15 protein-coding genes are annotated in these 15898 nt (G+C 73.4%); 4 read left to right on the top strand and 11 right to left on the bottom strand.

What is annotated here, in order from left to right; all coding sequences use genetic code 11:
• Window position 1: 1 nt before the first annotated feature.
• Window positions 2-805, top strand: a complete 804-nt coding sequence (locus ABZ449_RS05765; protein WP_360340724.1) for an inositol monophosphatase family protein — start codon at window positions 2-4, stop codon at window positions 803-805.
• Between the two features lie 102 nt (window positions 806-907).
• Here ABZ449_RS05765 and ABZ449_RS05760 read toward each other — a convergent pair whose 3' ends face one another.
• The 6 genes from ABZ449_RS05760 to ABZ449_RS05735 all read right to left on the bottom strand — a co-directional run bounded on the left by ABZ449_RS05760 (window position 908) and on the right by ABZ449_RS05735 (window position 7966).
• On the bottom strand, window positions 908-1870 hold the full coding sequence (locus ABZ449_RS05760) for an amidohydrolase family protein (protein ID WP_360340721.1): 963 nt from the start codon (window positions 1868-1870) through the stop codon (window positions 908-910).
• Complete coding sequence (locus ABZ449_RS05755; protein WP_360340718.1) at window positions 1867-3501, bottom strand: acyl-CoA dehydrogenase family protein; 1635 nt, start codon at window positions 3499-3501, stop codon at window positions 1867-1869. Before ABZ449_RS05755 ends, ABZ449_RS05760 begins: the two co-directional genes overlap by 4 nt.
• The gene (locus ABZ449_RS05750; RefSeq protein ID WP_360340715.1) at window positions 3485-4210 is read right to left on the bottom strand and encodes a TetR/AcrR family transcriptional regulator; all 726 of its coding nucleotides are present in this window, start codon (window positions 4208-4210) and stop codon (window positions 3485-3487) included. The genes ABZ449_RS05755 and ABZ449_RS05750 overlap by 17 nt, the downstream gene beginning before the upstream one ends.
• A gap of 225 nt (window positions 4211-4435) precedes the next feature.
• On the bottom strand, window positions 4436-5974 hold the full coding sequence (locus ABZ449_RS05745) for a S28 family serine protease (RefSeq protein WP_360340712.1): 1539 nt from the start codon (window positions 5972-5974) through the stop codon (window positions 4436-4438).
• Window positions 5975-6155: 181 nt separating this feature from the next.
• On the bottom strand, window positions 6156-7010 hold the full coding sequence (locus tag ABZ449_RS05740) for a serine protease (RefSeq protein ID WP_360340709.1): 855 nt from the start codon (window positions 7008-7010) through the stop codon (window positions 6156-6158).
• Between the two features lie 326 nt (window positions 7011-7336).
• The gene (locus tag ABZ449_RS05735; protein ID WP_360340706.1) at window positions 7337-7966 is read right to left on the bottom strand and encodes a TetR family transcriptional regulator; all 630 of its coding nucleotides are present in this window, start codon (window positions 7964-7966) and stop codon (window positions 7337-7339) included.
• 120 nt (window positions 7967-8086) lie between these two features.
• On the opposite strand from ABZ449_RS05735, the gene ABZ449_RS05730 reads away from it, so the two are divergent.
• The 3 genes from ABZ449_RS05730 to ABZ449_RS05720 all read left to right on the top strand — a co-directional run bounded on the left by ABZ449_RS05730 (window position 8087) and on the right by ABZ449_RS05720 (window position 9816).
• Window positions 8087-8242, top strand: a complete 156-nt coding sequence (locus tag ABZ449_RS05730) for a hypothetical protein (protein ID WP_224277104.1) — start codon at window positions 8087-8089, stop codon at window positions 8240-8242.
• 57 nt (window positions 8243-8299) lie between these two features.
• Window positions 8300-8698 carry a hypothetical protein gene (locus ABZ449_RS05725; protein ID WP_360340703.1) on the top strand — a complete coding sequence of 133 codons (399 nt, stop codon included), beginning with the start codon at window positions 8300-8302 and terminating at the stop codon, window positions 8696-8698.
• A 233-nt stretch (window positions 8699-8931) separates the two neighbouring features.
• Entirely contained in the window at window positions 8932-9816 is an 885-nt protein-coding gene (locus ABZ449_RS05720; protein ID WP_360340700.1) for a metallophosphoesterase, read from the top strand.
• Window positions 9817-9918: 102 nt separating this feature from the next.
• Here ABZ449_RS05720 and ABZ449_RS05715 read toward each other — a convergent pair whose 3' ends face one another.
• From ABZ449_RS05715 to ABZ449_RS05695, 5 genes are all read right to left on the bottom strand, one after another.
• Window positions 9919-12492, bottom strand: coding sequence for an ABC transporter permease (locus ABZ449_RS05715; protein ID WP_360340697.1), 2574 nt, complete (start codon window positions 12490-12492; stop codon window positions 9919-9921).
• Window positions 12489-13244 carry an ABC transporter ATP-binding protein gene (locus ABZ449_RS05710; protein ID WP_360340694.1) on the bottom strand — a complete coding sequence of 252 codons (756 nt, stop codon included), beginning with the start codon at window positions 13242-13244 and terminating at the stop codon, window positions 12489-12491. Before ABZ449_RS05710 ends, ABZ449_RS05715 begins: the two co-directional genes overlap by 4 nt.
• Window positions 13241-13528 (bottom strand): SHOCT domain-containing protein, encoded by a 288-nt coding sequence (locus ABZ449_RS05705; RefSeq protein WP_360340691.1) that lies wholly within the window; start codon window positions 13526-13528, stop codon window positions 13241-13243. The genes ABZ449_RS05710 and ABZ449_RS05705 overlap by 4 nt, the downstream gene beginning before the upstream one ends.
• 315 nt (window positions 13529-13843) lie before the next feature.
• Window positions 13844-14521 (bottom strand): response regulator transcription factor, encoded by a 678-nt coding sequence (locus ABZ449_RS05700; protein WP_360340688.1) that lies wholly within the window; start codon window positions 14519-14521, stop codon window positions 13844-13846.
• Window positions 14518-15774: a sensor histidine kinase gene (locus ABZ449_RS05695; protein ID WP_360340685.1), complete on the bottom strand. Its 1257-nt coding sequence runs from the start codon at window positions 15772-15774 to the stop codon at window positions 14518-14520. The genes ABZ449_RS05700 and ABZ449_RS05695 overlap by 4 nt, the downstream gene beginning before the upstream one ends.
• Window positions 15775-15898: the final 124 nt, after the last annotated feature.

Below are 15898 nucleotides of genomic sequence, written 5' to 3'. Positions count from 1 at the left end.
CGTGACGAACGAGCTGTGGACGCTGACGGAGGGCGTGGAGGCCGCGGTGCGGGAGGTCGGTGCGGGGCTGGCGGCGCGCCGGTCCGCCGACCCGGTCACCGCGCGGACCGTCGAGGAGGCGGCGGCCCGCTTCGCCGACCTGGACGGCCCGGCCGCCGCCGCGCTGCGGGAACGGCTGACCGCCCTGCGCCCGCAGGCCGGATGGATGCCCGAGGAGCTGGACGGGTCGGTGCCCGCCGAGGGCGAGTGGTGGCTCTGCGACGCGACCGACGGCGCCGTGCAGTACCTGCTCGGGCAGCCGCACTGGGCGGTGACCGCCACGCTGGTGCGGGACGGCGCGGCGGTGCTGGCCGTGGTGCACGCCCCGGAACAGGACGGCCGCACCTACCGGGCGGTACTCGGTGGCGGGGCCCAGCTGGACGGGCGGCCGATCGCACCCCTGGAGCGGGAGTTGGCCGTCACCGTCGCCGCCACCAGCCAGCCGCCGGGGGTGGCCGCCGACCCGGTGGCGCTGCGCCGGGCGGGCGAGTCGCTGTCCGCGATGGCGGGCGCGGTCCTGGCGGTGCGCAACCTCGGCCCGACCGCGCTCCAGGTGGCCCAGGTCGGCTCCGGGCACCTGGCGCTGTTCTGGGAGTACGGCCTCGACGCGGGCAACCTGCTGCCCGGCGCGCTGATCGCGCGTGAGGCGGGCGCGGCGGTGACGGACGCCGCCGGGGCGGCCTGGACGGCCGGCTCCGACGGCTTCCTCGCCGCCGCGCCCGAGCTGCACGCCCGGGCGCTGGAGGTGCTGCGGGCGGTGCGGTGATCGGCCTTCACGAGTGATCGGCGTTCACGGGTGATCGGCCGCCGCAGGTGGCCAGCCGTCGCGGGTGGTCAGCCGCCGCAGGTGGCCAGCCGTCGCGGGTGGTCAGCCCTCGGGCTTGATGTCGAAGAGGGCGGCCGCGTTGTCGTGGCAGACCGCCCGCAGCCACTCCTCCCCCAGCCCCAGCCCGGCCAGTGCCTCCAGCTGGTGCACGTACCGGTAGGGGATGTTGGGGAAGTCGCTGCCGAGCAGGACGCGCTCCCCCAGCCCGCGCAGGCGCGTCAGCTCCTCGCGCGGGAACGGGTCCTCGGCCTCGGCGAAGTCGGTGAACGCCATGGTGGTGTCCAGCCGGACGGACGGGTGGCGCTCGGCGAGGTCGAGGAAGTCGCGGTACTCGGACATCCCGAGGTGGGCGACCACCAGGACCAACCCCGGGTGCCTGTCCAGCACTTCGCCGATCGGGCCGGGGCCGGTGAACCTGCCCGGCACCGGCCCGGACCCGCAGTGGGTGACCACCGGGGTGCCGGTCGCGGCGAGCAGTCCCCAGACCTCGTCCAGCAGCGGATCCGTCGGGTCGTAGCCGCCGACCTGGAGGTGCGCCTTGAACACCCGGGCCCCGTCCTCGACCGCCCGGGCCACGTAGCCGGGCGCCTCGGGCTCGGGGAAGAAGGTCGCGGTGTGCAGGCACTCCGGGGTGCGGGCGGCGAAGTCGGCGGCCCAGGCGTTCAGCCAGCCGGCCATGCCGGGCTTGTGCGGGTAGAGCATGGACGTGAACGCCCGGACGCCGAACTCCCGCAGCCGCCGGACCCGTTGCTCCTCGGCCTCGCGGTAGGTGATCGGCCAGGGCCGGTTCACCAGCGGGCCGGCCGCGTCGAAGTACGCCCACACCTTGTCGAGGACGTTCTTCGGCATGAAGTGGGTGTGCACGTCGATCAGCCCGGGCAGGCCGAGATCCCGCCAGAACTGCCGTACGCCGTCCGCTTCTTGATCATCCACCCGGTCCTGATCGGCCGCCTGGCACTGATCGGCCACCCGGTCTTCGTCACTCGCCGCGTCCTGATCGGTCATACGATCACCGGGCGGGCGCGGTCGATGATCGCCGCGGTGTCGACCCCGGCCGGCAGGGTGCCGAAGGCCGCGCCGTGGTCACCGCCCAGCCGACTCGCGCAGAACGCGTCGGCCACCGCCGGGTTGCCGTACCGCACCAGCAGCGAGCCCTGGAAAGCCAGCGCCATCGACTCGACCAACCGGCGGGTGCGGTACTCCAGGTCGCTCAGGTCGGTCAGCTCCTTGCGCAGCGCGGCGACGGCCGCGTCCAGCCGGCGGTCCGCACCCGCGGCGGCGTCGAGTTCGCCGAGGAAGGCCTCGACGCTCTCCGGACGCTTGGCCATGGCGCGCAGCGCGTCCAGGGCGGCGACGTTGCCGGAGCCCTCCCAGATCGACACCAGCGGCGCCTCCCGGTAGAGCCGGGGCATCCCGGACTCCTCGACGTAGCCGTTGCCGCCCAGGCACTCCAGCGCCTCGGCGGAGTGCGCCGGACCGCGCTTGCAGACCCAGTACTTGGCCACCGCCAGGCCCAGCCGCCGGACCAGCGCCTCGCTCTCGTCCCCGGCGAGGGTCCGGTCGGTGGCCTGGGCGAGCCGCATGGCCACGATCGTGGCCGCCTCGGACTCCACCACCAGGTCGGCGAGCACGTTGCGCATCAGCGGCTGGTCGACCAGCACCTTGCCGAACGCCCGCCGGTGCAGCGCGTGGTGGACCGCCCGGGTGGCGCCGTAGCGCATGCCGGAGGCCGCGCCGATGGTGCAGTCCAGGCGGGTCATGTTGACCATCTCGATGATGGTCTGGACGCCCCGGCCCTCCTCGCCGACCAGCAGGCCGACCGCGCCGTCGTACTCCAGCTCGGCCGAGGCGTTGGACTTGTTGCCGAGCTTGTCCTTGAGTCGCATCAGCTGCAGGCGGTTGCGGCCGCCGTCCGGCAGGACGCGCGGCAGCACGAAGCAGCTGAGGCCGCCCGGGGCCTGGGCGAGGGTCAGGAAGAGGTCGGACATCGGCGCCGAGGTGAACCACTTGTGGCCGGTCAGCCGGTAGGTGCCGTCCGGCTGCGGAACCGCGGTGGTGGTGTTGGTACGGACGTCCGAGCCGCCCTGCTTCTCGGTCATCGACATGCCGGCGATCAGCCCGCGCTTGGTGCGCGGCTCGCGCAGCCCGTAGTCGTACTCCCGCGCCGCCAGCAGCGGCTCCAGCTCGGCGTCCAGGGCGGGGTTGGCGCGCAGCGCCGGGACGGCGGCGTAGGTCATCGAGATCGGGCAGGTGTGACCGGCCTCGACCTGGCCCCAGACGAAGAACCCGGCGGCACGGGCGGAGTGGGCACCGGGGCGCTCGTCGCGCCAGGGCGCGGCGTGCAGGCCGTACGAGACGGCGGTGCGCATCAGCTCGTGCCAGGCCGGGTGGAACTCGACCTCGTCGATGCGGTGGCCGAAGCGGTCGTGGGTGCGCAGCACCGGCGGGTTCTCGTTGGCCAGCCGGCCCCACTCGGCGGCCTGCTCGGAGCCGGCCAGCCGGCCCAGCTCGCGCAGCTCGGGCTCGGCCCAGCCGGCGTCGGCCCGCCGGAGGGCGTCGAGCAGGGTGGGGTCGGCGGCGGTGTCGTGGCCGTACGGCAGGGGCACCTGGTTGGTGACCTCATGCGTCGCTGTCATCGCGTCCTCCCAGGGCACGCAGGGTGAAGGAGACCAGGGCGGGGACCACCGAGGTGTTGTCGCCCGTGGCGCTGTGGCTCGTGGCGTCGTCGCCCGTGGCGCTGTGGCTCGTGGTGCTTCCGGTCGTGGTGCCGTCGCTGTCGAGGCTGTGGCCGGGCTCGGGCCCGGCGGCGACCGGTGCGGCCGCGAGCGGGCCGGCCAGGGCCTCGCCGACCGCGCCGACCAGGGCGGCGGCGGTCAGCACCGGGTCCTGCTCGGGCAGTTCGCCGCTCGCCACGGCGGCGGCGATCTCGGTGGCGATCACGTCCCGGAACGCCCGCCGGAACACCAGTCGCTCCTCGTCCACGACCGCGTCGGCCGGCTCGACCAGGAGCGCGTACGCCAGCCGGGGCGCGCGCAGGGCGCGGGCCGCGAAGGTCTCGACCACGGCCGCGATCCGCTGCCGCGGGGTGTCCCGGAGGGCGACGGCGGCGTTGACCGCGTCGATCTCGTGCGTGACCACCCGGCGGAAGAGCTGCACCGACAGGTCGGCCTTGCCGGAGAAGTGCTGGTAGAGGCTGCCGGTGGCGATCCCGGCGCGGTCCGCCACGGCGGCCATCGTGCAGCCGCCGTAGCCGCGCTCGGCGAGCAGGCCGACCGCCGACTGGAGCACCGCTTCGCGCTGGGCGTCCAGGCGGGCTTGTACGGCGGGCGTGCGTCGGTAGGCCATGGAAGCATTGAAGCACTGATTCACTGCTTCGGGGAGGGGTTCGACCGCCTGCCGTCCCGGCGTTCCCGGAACGACGCGAGGAGGCCGCCCCGGGCTCGGGGCGGCCTCCTCCTCGTACTTCGCGGCGCGGCCTGCCGCGCGCGAGCGCTACAGCGGGCGAGCGCTGGAACGGCGAGCGTTGCGGCGGGCGAGGGCTACAGCGCGCAAGCGCTGGAACGGCGAGCGCTACAGCGGGCGACGCTCCTGCTCCAGCCGCTGGCCCTCGACGTCCAGCGGGCCGAAGTCCGCGGCGGCCTGCGGCGACTTGGCGAGCGAACGGGCGGCGTTCGGGTCGCTCAGGCCGGCCCACTCCAGCACCTTGGCGGTGGCCTCCGCCGACTGCGCGGCGGGCAGCTGCGCGATCTTCGAGCCGTGGTTGCCGCCGGGCACGGTGTAGACGTAGCTGTCCTCGCTGCCCCGGCCGAGGTGGAACGGCTTGGCGCCCCACGGGTCGTTGCCGCCGTAGACGTACATGATCCGCTCACCCTCGCGCTTCACCCAGCGGTCGATGTCGGGCATCGCGTTCCGGTTGAAGACGGTCGGGATCTCCTTCGGCACGAAGGTGCGGACCGAGTAGAGCTCCTTGTAGTCGTAGTGCAGCACGCCCTTGAGGTGCGAGACGTCGAAGAACGGCGCGCCCAGCTCGGTCGCGGCCTGGTAGTAGTACGCGGTGTACTTCGCCAGCGACTGGTCGCTGTTGCCGGTGATGCCGGACTGCGAGTCGAACCAGGCGTACAGCTCGTCGTCGGTCGCGGTGGCGGCCACCGGGACCTTGGCGCAGTCGGACTCCAGGCTGTACTGCCAGAACGCCCAGACCACGTCCAGCACACCGGCCTCGTAGGCGCGCTCCGGAGTTCCGAGGGTGTTGAAGGTCGAGCCGGCCGCCTGGTTGTCGGCGACGTAGCGGGCCTCCAGGCGGTCGCGGCGCACCAGCAGCTCACGCTGGGCGGCGTTCAGCCTGTCCCGGCACTCGGGGGTGCCGACGGTGCGGAAGAACTCGCTGTACGCCTCGTAGTCGTTGACGTTCGTGTTGTTCGGCGCGACGTAGGCGATCGTGCCGGCCACGTCGTCCGGGTAGAAGCGGCGGTAGTAGGTGGAGGACATGCCGCCCTTGCTGGCGCCGGTGGACAGCCACTCCTCCTGGTAGATCCGCTTGAGCGCGGTCACCAGCCGGTGCGAGTCCGCGGCACCCTGGCGGATGCCGGCCTTGGACCAGTCCGCCGGCTCCGGACGGGACGGGGTGAAGTACCGGTACTCGATGGACACCTGGTTGCCGTCCACCAGCCGGGTCGGCTCGGTGCGGGACGGGTTGGTGCCCAGGGTGTAGCCGTTGGTGTAGAAGACGGTCGGGCGGTCGTAGCCGCGGTGCAGCAGGCTGAAGCGCTGCTGGAAGGTGCCCAGCCAGGGGCGGTTGTGGTCGATCGGCTGGGTGTAGGTCGCGATGAAGTAGCGGTGACCGGTGGTGGTCGGCTTCTCCTCGGTGATGGTCACCCCCGGGATCGCCGCCAGACGGTCCTTGATGTCGGCGGTCGGGTCGTCGGCGGGGCTCCGGCCATGGCGGGGGCGGTTGCCCTGGTCGCCCTGGTCGCCCTGGGAGCCCTGCGCCCCCTGAGCGCCCTGCACGCCCTGGCCGTCGGCGGCGAACGCCGGGCTCGCCAGGCCGCCGATCGCGAGCAGCGGTATCAGCAGGGCCGAAGCCATCAGCTTTCTCACGGTGGTGGTCATCAACTCTCCATCTGTTCGACTGACGTGACTGCCACCTGCCAGGCAGGCCGGGCGGCACGGGTGGTGCGGGGTGGTGCGGGGTGGTGCGGCGGCCGACCGATGGACGGCCGAATGGGCCACCCGCCGTTCGCGGATGGCCCATCGGTGGAAACGTGCTGGTCAGCGGGGTTGTCCTGGCTGCTTACGGGCGCGGCAGGGCGCAGCCGGGGAGGGTGAGGTCGAAGCGGTTGCCGGCGGCGAAGCAGGCCGGGATCCCGTAGGTCTCCTGGGCGTAGCCGATGCCCGGACGGACCGTCACCACGCCGTTCTGGTCGACCTCGCAGGGGTTGTCCAGGGTGCAGGTCTCGCCGTTCTCGTTGATCGTGTTGTTGACGGCGACCACCTGGCCGGTCGAGGCGTCGACCACCGGCGAGCCGGAGGTGCCGCCGATCACGTTGCAGGTGGAGGTGTAGCGGAGCGAGTCCTTGAAGGTCCAGTCCGCCTCCTTCAGCCGGTAGGCGAAGCCGTCGACGGAGCAGGAGTAGATCTTCTTCCAGTAGCCGGAGACGACCCGGATCGAGGCGCCCTGGACCGGGTGGGTGGCGGCGAGGGTCAACGGGGCTATCCCGTACCGGGACTGGATCGACGCGTAGGTGGTGTTCAGCTGGTAGATCGACACGTCGGTGTCGGTCATCGCGCCATAGACGATCTTGGTCGCGCGCAGCGTGGCGACGCCGCCGCCGCTCGCGTTGAGCAGGGTGAAGCTCCGGCTGGAGGAGCGGTTGAGAACCACCTGACCCGGGCCGGGCATACCGGTCTCCAGGCAGTGACCGTTGGAGAGTATGAGGGCCGGGTCGCTCGCGGCCGAGCCGGGCATCCGCACCAGCGAGCCGGAGCAGTTGCTGAGCGCGACCGTCCCGGCGAAGCTGACGGCACTGACGGGATTGGCGGCGGGCTTGGTGGCAGGGGCTGCGGCCTGGGCGGGGATGGCTCCGACGAGGGCGGTGGCCCCGGCGACCAGGAGCGTGGCAACCGTGCCTATGAGCGGCTTCTTCATGAGAGACCTCTCGGTGTGGGGGGGTCCACGGGTGGGGGTCCACCAAAGCTGTCGCGGACATGACCCACTGTCAAGAGTCAAAGCACTACCAAGAACCGCCCAAGCCGCAATGGCCGGTTACCACCGCCACCCGACCCACCCCTCGGTGCACGGGCCGATTCGCGACCGAACCGCGGGCCGGTCCACGGGCCGGGCCATAGGCCCACCGCGGCCCGAGTCATGGACGCACCGCGGGCCGAGCCATGGACGCACCGCGGGCCGAGCCACGGCCCACCGCAGGTCGGCCGCGCGCCTCCACCGCCCGGCCAACTGCCGGGCCGGTACGGTCAACCCGCTTGCCAGTGCTCCCGACCGAGGCTGATCAGGCGCAGCTGGAAGCGCGCGGTGGCGGCGATCCGCGACTCCCGCGCCGGGTCCGTCTCCAGCGCCTCCAGGAAGGCGGCGGCCGTGGAGACCATGTGGTCGACGTACAGCTCGGCGAGCATCCGCAGATCCCGCTCGCTCCACCCCCGCGACTGCGGCTGCAGCGCCAGCGCGGCCCCCACCTCGGCGGCGAAGCGACCGAGTTCGGCGTCGATCGCCTCCCGCACCTGCCGGACCCCACCGTGTCGCTCGCGCGCCAGGAAGCGGACGTGCCCCCGGTGCTCACGGACGTGCCGTTCGATCACGTCCACCGCACGGTCGATCAGCTCCTCGGCATCGCCGGCCTCGGCGAGCACCGCGCGGATCATGACGTGCAGGCTGGCCAGCGACTCCTCGACCAGCGCCACCCCGAGGGCGGCGAGGTCCGGGAAGTGCCGGTAGAAGGCGGCCGGGGAGAGCCCCGCCTCCCGGGTGACCTCGCGGACACCCAGACTCGCCAGGTTCTGATCGGCCAACAGGTGCAGCCCGGCGTCCAGCAGGGCCCGCCGACTCTGCTGCTTCTGGGCCTGCCTGGCCCCAACGGTGTGACTCACGCCATTCAGTAAACATTCGTTTGCTGAGATTGGCCAGTCGGGCATACAGTGATGCCGAAGTCAGTGAACACTTGTCAACCGAAATCGGCGCAGTCCCAGCCGCAGCCGAAGGAGCCAGCCGTGATCCTGTTCTCCGCCCTGGTCGCCATGGGCGTCCTGATCGGCACCGCCGCCCACACCTCGCTCCCGGTCTTCCTCGCCGCCTCCGCCGGCATCACCGCCTGGCTGCTCGCCTTCGGCGCCCGGGAGGGCATCGCCCGCCTCCGGCACCGCTGACCCGGCCGCTCCGCGGACCGCACCCGCGGCCACTCCACAGAGAGGACCCGCACCATCATGAGCACCGTCACCGAACGCCTCACCACCTCCCGTCCGGTCGCCGGCCCCTGGCGCGTCAGCCACCCGGAGGGCCGCAGCCAGGGGGCCGACCGACAGGGCACTGGCCGTCAGGGGACCGACCGACAGGGCACTGGCCGTCAGGACACCGGCCGTCAGCCATCCGCCGAGGCCGACGGCCTCGCCATCGCCTCCTTCCTCCTCGGCCTGCCCGGCCTGCTGCTGTTCAACATCGTCCTCGGCCCGATCGCCATCACCCTGGCCACCCTGGCCCTGGTCCGCGGCACCAGCCGGCGCGGCCGCGCCCTCCTCGGCCTGACCCTCGGCGTCGCCTCACTGGTGATCCTCGCCGTCACCATCGTCACCTCCCACGGGGTACTCATCGACCTCGGCTCCTGAGACACCCCAACTCCCCTTCCGTATCCGGATCCTGCTCTCGCTCCGCCCTCGCTCTCCAGCCCCGGTCCACCGTTCCGCGCTCGATTCGCCCCGGCGATCCGCCGAACGACTCGCCCGACGGTCTCCGGCTCCCGGGCCGCCTGTTCGAACGACTGATCCCGTCAACCCGCCCCGTTCTCCCCGCCCGCCACGTAGGGTGGGCCCCATCGGCCGGGCGACCTCAGGGGGCAGGAGTGACTACGGAGAACCGCAGCGACACACAGCCGGAACGGCTCACCCCGACGGGTGGACGGCTGCTCGCCGTGAGTGATCTGCACATCTCCTACCAGGAGAACCGCGACCTGGTGGAGAAGATCCAACCCTCCCACCCCGGCGACTGGTTGCTCGTCGCCGGTGACGTCGCCGAGATCACCACCAGCATCGAGTGGGCCCTCGGCCTACTCGCCGAGCGCTTCGCCAAGGTGGTGTGGGTACCCGGCAACCACGAGCTGTGGACCCACCCCGAGGATCCCGTCCAGCTGCGCGGAGTGGCCCGCTACGAGCACCTGGTGGAACGCTTCCGTCGACTCGGCGTGGTGACCCCCGAGGACCCGTACCCGATCTGGGAGGGCCCCGGCGGACCGGTCCGCATCGTCCCGCTCTTCCTCCTCTACGACTACACCTTCCGTGCGCCGGGCACGACCACCAAGGAGGCCTCCCTGGCGGCCGCCTACGAGACCGGCGTCGTCTGCGCGGACGAGCGGATGCTCTACCCGGACCCGTTCCCGGACCGCGACTCCTGGTGCCGCGAGCGCGTCCGGTTGACCGAGAAGCGGCTGGCGGAATGCGACCCGGACATCCCGCTCGTCTTCGTCAACCACTACCCGCTGGTCCGCCAGCCCACCGAGATCCTCTGGTACCCCGAGTTCGCCCAGTGGTGCGGGACCGAGCTGACCGCCGACTGGCACACCCGGTACAACACCGCGGCGATGATCTACGGCCACCTCCACATCCCGCGCCGGACCACCTACGACGGCGTCCCGTTCACGGAGGTCTCGCTCGGCTATCCGCGCGAGTGGCGCAAGCGAGGACTGCCGGACCCGCTGCTGCGGGAGGTCTTCCCGCAGACGGCGGGCTGAGTCTCCGCTTCACCCGCACCCCCCTCCTTCTCCTCCGCCCTCCCCGGCTGCGCCGGTTTCCGGTTGCGCCAACTCCCGTACATCACCTCCTACTCCGTCCTCCTACTCCGTCGCGATCGCCCGCAGGATGTCCAGCCGCGCCGCCCGGCCCGCCGGGCGGAGTCCGGCCACCGCACCCGCCAGCAGCCCGGCCGCCAGGACCACGGCCAGCTGCAGCGGCGGTATCGCGAACGATCCCGTCCCCGCGCTGTCCGAGGCTCGCACCAGCGCCCAGCCGAGGAAGGCTCCCAGCCCCAGCCCGCCGACCGTCCCGAAGGCCGCCACCAGCACCGACTCCCAGCGCACCATGCCGCGCAGCTGGGCGCGGCTTTGACCGACCGCCCGCAGCAACCCCAGCTCCCTGGTCCGCTCGTGCACCGCCAGCGTCAGGGTGTTGGCGATGCCCAGCAGCGCGATCAGCACGGCCAGCGCCAGTAGCGCGTAGACCACCGAGAGCATCGTGTCGACGCCGGAGGCCGCGCTCCTCGCGTACTCGGCGCGGTCCTGCACCTGCGGACTGCCGTACGGGACCAGCGCCCGTTCCACCGCCGCCCTGCCCGCGGCAACCGGAACGCCGTCGCGCAACCCGACCGCGACCATGGTGTCCGCGTCCTGCCCCCGGTGCGGGCCCCAGGCCTGCCGGGTCATCAGGTAGTCGCCGGCCAGACTGCCGCCCTCGTACAGGGCCCGAATGGTGAACGGTCCGCTCGCACCGTCGGTGAAGCCCACGGTGACGGACTGTCCGAGCCGCCAGCCGTGCTGCTGCGCCTCGCTACGGGAGACCGCCAGCCCGTCCGTACCGAGCGCGGCCAGCGAGCCGTCGACCCGGCCGAGGTCGACGATCCCGGACAGCCGGGCCGGGTCGGTCACGTCCAGCGTCCGGCCGTGCCCGTCGATCCGGGCCACGCCCCGGCCGAGCCCGACCGTCTGCCGCACCTCGGGCAGGCCGGCCAGGGCGTCCGCCACCTTGGGGCTGATCCCACTGCCGCCGGCCCCGAACGAGGCGGTGGTGACGGCGAGATCGCCCGCGAAGGACCTGCTCACCGTGGAGTCCAGCGTGGCCTTGATCGAGGCTCCGAAGACGGTGAACAGCGTGACCACCGCGACCCCGATCATCAGGGCGCTCGCGGTGGCCGCCGTCCGGCGCGGGTTGCGGGCCGCGTTGCGCCGGGCGAGCGCCCCGGAGACCCCGCGCAGCCTGGGCAGCGGCGCACCCAGCGTCCGCACCGCGAAGGCCGCGGCCACCGGGCCGAGCACCACCGTGCCGGCCAGTACCGCCAGGGCCCCGAGCGCCGTCAGCAGCACGGACGGGCCGTCCGTCGCCCCGAGGACGGCCACCGGCACTCCCCCGGCCAGCGACAGGCTGCCGAGCACCACCCGGACGGCGCCCGAGCGCCCCTGCGCCGCCCGGTCGACCCCGGTCTCCCGCAGGGCGGCGAGCGGGGCCGTCCGCCCGGCCCGGACGGCCGGCAGCAGCGCGGAGCCCACCGCGACCAGCGTGCCGGTCAGCAGCGGCAGCAGGACGGCGGCCGTGCCGATCACCATGCCGCCGGTCGGCAGGGCGAAGCCGAGTGCGGAGAAGAGCGCCCTGAGCCCGGCGGCCACCCCGATCCCGCCCAGCAGCCCGCCCAGCGAGGCCAGCAGACCGACCGCCAGCGCCTCCGCCAACGTCGCCCCGAGCACCTGGCCGCGCACCGCGCCGAGCGCCCGCAGCAGCGCGTTCTCCCTGGTCCGCTGGGCCACCACGATGGCGAAGGTGTTGTGGATGGTGAACGTCGCCACCAGCAGCGCGATCCCGGCGAAGACCAGCAGCAGCGTGGTGAACATGGTCAGGAACCGCCCGGACAGCTGCTGGGTGGACTCCTGGGTGGCCGCCGCGCCGGTGATCGCCTGGACGCCGGCCGGCAGGTGCGGGGCGATCCGGTCGACCAGCTCCCGCTGGGAGACCCCGCCCGCCCCGCGGACCTGGATCGAGCCGGCCTGCCCCTCGCCCCTGGGCGTGAGGTACCGCTCGGCGTCCACGAAGGTCATCGCGGTGAAGGTGCTCGGCCCCATGCCGTCCGCGTCCGCCCCGAAGGTGGCGATGCCGACGACGGTGACCGGCACCGGATCGGGGGTGCGCAGCACGGTGGTCGAGCCGATGTGCAGCCCGCCCGCCTTCGCCGCGCCACGGTTCACCACCACCTCGCCCGGGGCGGCCGGCGCCCGGCCCTCGGCCAGCCGGTACGGATTGAGCCGGCCGTCGGCCAGCCAGTTGCCGGCCAGGGTGGGCGGGCCCTGACCGCCGATCGGTCTGCCGTCGCTCCCGATGAGCTGGCCCGCGCCCTGGACGGACGGCTCGGCGACCGCCACCCCCGGAACGGTGCGCAGCCGCTCGGCGAGCGTCACCGCGACCGGCGCCCGTACCCCGCCGACCGTGCCCACGGAGTCCAGCACGTCGGCGCTGCGGACCACGACGTCGGTACCGGCGTTGGCGTCGGCGAAGAGGGTGTCGAAGTTGGCCCGCAGGGTGTCTCCGAGCACCATCGTGCCGGTCAGGAAGCTCACCCCGAGCAGGATGGACAGGAGGGTGCCGACCAGCCGCCGCTTGTGGGCGCGCAGCGATCGCAGGCTGAGCCGCAGGGGAACGGCGTTCACGACCGCCCCCGTTCGATGGCCTTCATCCGGTCCAGCACCAGGGCCGAGGTGGGCCGCCGCATCCGGTCCACCAGCCGTCCGTCGGCCAGGAAGAGCGCCTCGTCGGCCCAGCCGGCGGCCGTCGGGTCGTGGGTGACCATGACCACGGCCCGGCCCGTCTCGTCCACCGCCCGGCGCAGCAGGCCGAGCACCTCGCCGCCGCTGCGGGAGTCGAGGTTGCCCGTCGGCTCGTCGGCGAAGACCACCTGGGGCCGCCCGGCCAGTGCCCGGGCCACCGCGACCCGCTGCTGCTGGCCACCGGAGAGCTCGCTCGGACGGTGCCGCAGCCGGTCGCCGAGACCGACCACGTCGACCAGCGTCTCCAGCCAGGCCCGGTCGGGGGCGGTTCCGGCCAGGTCGAGCGGGAGGGTGATGTTCTCCAGGACGGTGAGCGTGGGCACCAGGTTGAAGGACTGGAACACGAAGCCGATCCGCTCCCGGCGCAGCAGGGTGAGCCGCCGGTCGTCGAGCGGTCCGAGTTCGGTGTCGCCGATCCAGGCGCTGCCGGCGGTGAGCCTGTCCAGCCCTGCCGCGCAGTGCATCAGGGTGGACTTGCCCGAGCCGGACGGGCCCATGATCGCGGTGAACCGACCGGCCGGGAACTCCACCGTCACATGGTCCAGCGCGCGGACCTCGGTGCCGCCGACGCCGTGGATCTTCACGGCGTCGGCGACCCGGGCGGCGGCGCCCCGTACGACGTCCAGGGTGGTCACCTGGCGCCACCTCCCCTGGCGTCGTCCCGCGGCGACTCGCTGAGCACGGCCCGCTTGGCGCGGTACTCCTCGGCGTCGATGTCGCCCTCGGCGTAGCGCCGGCCCAGGACGGCCAGCGGATGCTCGGCCGCCGCCCCGACCCCGACGCCGAACCCGCAGCCGTGCCGCCGCCAGACCGTGCGGCGCAGCACCGCGATCACCAGGACCACCACGGCGATCCAGACCAGGGGGATCAGCAGGATCCACGGGCCGGGGCCGTGCCAGTCGGCCAGCTGGGTGTACATCGTGGTTCAACTCCTCGGTGGTGGGCCTCCAGGACCTCGGGTGGTTCCCGAGGTGCCTAGAGCGTCCCGCCGCGAGCTCTCATCACGCGTCCTACCAGCAGCGACAGTTGGGATACTCCGAGGAGAGTAGGGGCCGTCCGCGACACGCCGGGCCGAGAGTAGGCCCGCCCGGAAGAAGGCCCGCCCGGCGACGGCACAACCGCGCAGACTGCGCGCCCGCCTCACGACCCGCGCCCGCTCAGGGGCCGCCCCCTCACGACCCGCGCCCACTCAGGGGCCTCACCCGCTCACGGCCCGCACCCCAGCCGGGCCGGCTCAGCCCAGCCAGCCCGGCCGCACCAGCCCCGACTCGTAGGCCAGCACCACCAGTTGCGCCCGGTCCCGCGCACCGAGCTTCAGCATCGCCCGACTGACGTGCGTCTTCGCCGTCAGCGGGCTGACCACCAGCCGCCGGGCGATCTCCTCGTTGGACAGCCCCATCCCGACCAGGGCCAGGACCTCGCGCTCCCGCTCGGTCAGCGCCGAGATGTCCGAGAGCCCCTCCGGAACGGCCTCGGGCGCCTTCGACCGGGCGGCGAACTCGCTGATCAGCCGCCTGGTGACACCCGGCGAGAGCAGTGCGTCCCCCGCGACCGCGACCCGGATCGCCCGCAGCAGGTCGGCCGGCTCGGTGTCCTTGACCAGGAAGCCCGCGGCCCCCGAGCGCAGCGCCTCGAAGACGTACTCGTCCAGCTCGAAGGTGGTCAGCACGACCACCCGCACGGAGGACAGCGCAGGGTCCCCGGCGATCCTCCTGGTCGCCTCCAGCCCGTCCATCCGCGGCATCCGGACGTCCATCAGGACGACGTCCGGCACGAGTTCGCGGGCGAGCCGCAACGCGGCCTCACCGTCGTCCGCCTCGCCGACCACCGTGAGGTCGTCCTGGAGGTCCAGCAGGGCCCGGAAGCCCGCCCTGACCAGCAGTTGGTCATCCGCCAGCAGTACCCGAATCAATCGCTCTCCGCCTTCGGTGTCGGCAGCTCCGCCCGGACCCGGAAGCCGCCGTCGGGCAGCGGCCCCGCGGCGATGGTGCCACCGAACGCCGCCGCGCGTTCCCGCATCCCGGCCAGCCCGCTGCCCGACCCGCCCGCGTCGCCGAGCACCGCGGGCCCCGGGTCCTCCACCCGGACCACCAGCGCGGCCGGGTCCGTCCAGTCCAGCACCACGACCGCCTGCCGGGCCACCGAGTGCCGGACCACGTTGGTGAGCGCCTCCTGGACGATCCGGAAGGCGGTGAGGTCGACGGCGGCGGACAGCGCGCGCCGCTCTCCGCGCTCCTGCACCTCCGCCTCCAGGCCCACCCGGCCGGCCTGCTCGGTGAGTTCGTCCAGCCGGTCCAGCCCCGGGGCCGGCCCGCGCGGCGCCGCCCCCGGCCCGCGCAGCGTCGCGAGCACCTGGCGGACCTCGCCGAGCGCCTCCTTGCTGGTCGACTTGATGGTGACCAGCGCACTGCGGGCCTCCTCCGGCCGACGGTCGAGCAGCGCCAGCGCGACCCCGGCCTGGATGTTGATCAGCGACAGGCTGTGCGCCAGGATGTCGTGCAACTCCCGGGCCATCTTGAGCCGTTCCTCGTTGGCCCGGCGCTCCTCCAGCTGCTGCCGGTAGGCCCGGTGGGCGGCGATCCGCTCACGCCGGAACCGGACCAGTTCGCCCCCCGCCATCACCAGCAGCAGCCAGGCCAGCAGTCCGAGCTCCTGCAGCCAGACGTTCCCGGACGGAGGAGCCACGCGCTGCCAGCTCCCCGGCAGGACGAAGGTGCCGAGCAGGTGCACCAGGTAGACGCCCCCCACACCGGCCCAGGCCGCCCGGCGGTGACCGGAGCCGATCGCCACGCAGCAGGCGATCAGCCAGCTCACGAAGGCCGGCCCGTACGGGTACCCGGCGGCCAGGTATCCGGCGGTGACCACCGAGGTGCCGGCCACCACCGCGACCGGCCGGCGGTCGCGCAGCACCAGCAGGGCCGGTCCGAGCAGCAGCAGGAGGTAGCCGAAGGCGTCCAGCGGGGCCCGCCCGTGCTGGTTGTGCCCGGCGACCGTCGAGCCGACCACCTGGAGCACCGCGACCGCCGCCGCCAGCCCGAGCGGGTAGCCCGCCTTGGCCGCGCGCACCCACGGCGGGCGCCAGGGCGCGGGCGGCTCCTCCGGTGGCTGCTCCGGCGGCCGTTCCGCCGAGGGCGACCCGGTCGGCGGGGACGTGGGCGGCATCATGCCCACAAGCTAGACCCGAGCCCCGCCCCCGCGCGTCCTCCACCAGTGGCGTTCGGGCGTACTCCCGCTGGAGTACGCCCGAACCCGAACACGCCCGAACCTGAGTGGACCCGAACGCGAGCAG

The organism is Kitasatospora sp. NPDC005856 (assembly GCF_040629945.1).
GTDB lineage: Bacteria > Actinomycetota > Actinomycetes > Streptomycetales > Streptomycetaceae > Kitasatospora.
Note: the sequence above shows the minus strand (reverse complement) of the source record. Positions and strands in the feature narration are given on the sequence as shown.

Coding starts and splice junctions, on each gene's coding strand:
- ABZ449_RS05760 (WP_360340721.1), bottom strand. CDS start 1,870: ATGACCGATCAGGACGCGGCGAGTGACGAAGACCGGGTGGCCGATCAG.
- ABZ449_RS05755 (WP_360340718.1), bottom strand. CDS start 3,501: ATGACAGCGACGCATGAGGTCACCAACCAGGTGCCCCTGCCGTACGGC.
- ABZ449_RS05750 (WP_360340715.1), bottom strand. CDS start 4,210: ATGGCCTACCGACGCACGCCCGCCGTACAAGCCCGCCTGGACGCCCAG.
- ABZ449_RS05745 (WP_360340712.1), bottom strand. CDS start 5,974: ATGACCACCACCGTGAGAAAGCTGATGGCTTCGGCCCTGCTGATACCG.
- ABZ449_RS05740 (WP_360340709.1), bottom strand. CDS start 7,010: ATGAAGAAGCCGCTCATAGGCACGGTTGCCACGCTCCTGGTCGCCGGG.
- ABZ449_RS05725 (WP_360340703.1), top strand. CDS start 8,300: ATGAGCACCGTCACCGAACGCCTCACCACCTCCCGTCCGGTCGCCGGC.
- ABZ449_RS05705 (WP_360340691.1), bottom strand. CDS start 13,528: ATGTACACCCAGCTGGCCGACTGGCACGGCCCCGGCCCGTGGATCCTG.
- ABZ449_RS05695 (WP_360340685.1), bottom strand. CDS start 15,774: ATGATGCCGCCCACGTCCCCGCCGACCGGGTCGCCCTCGGCGGAACGG.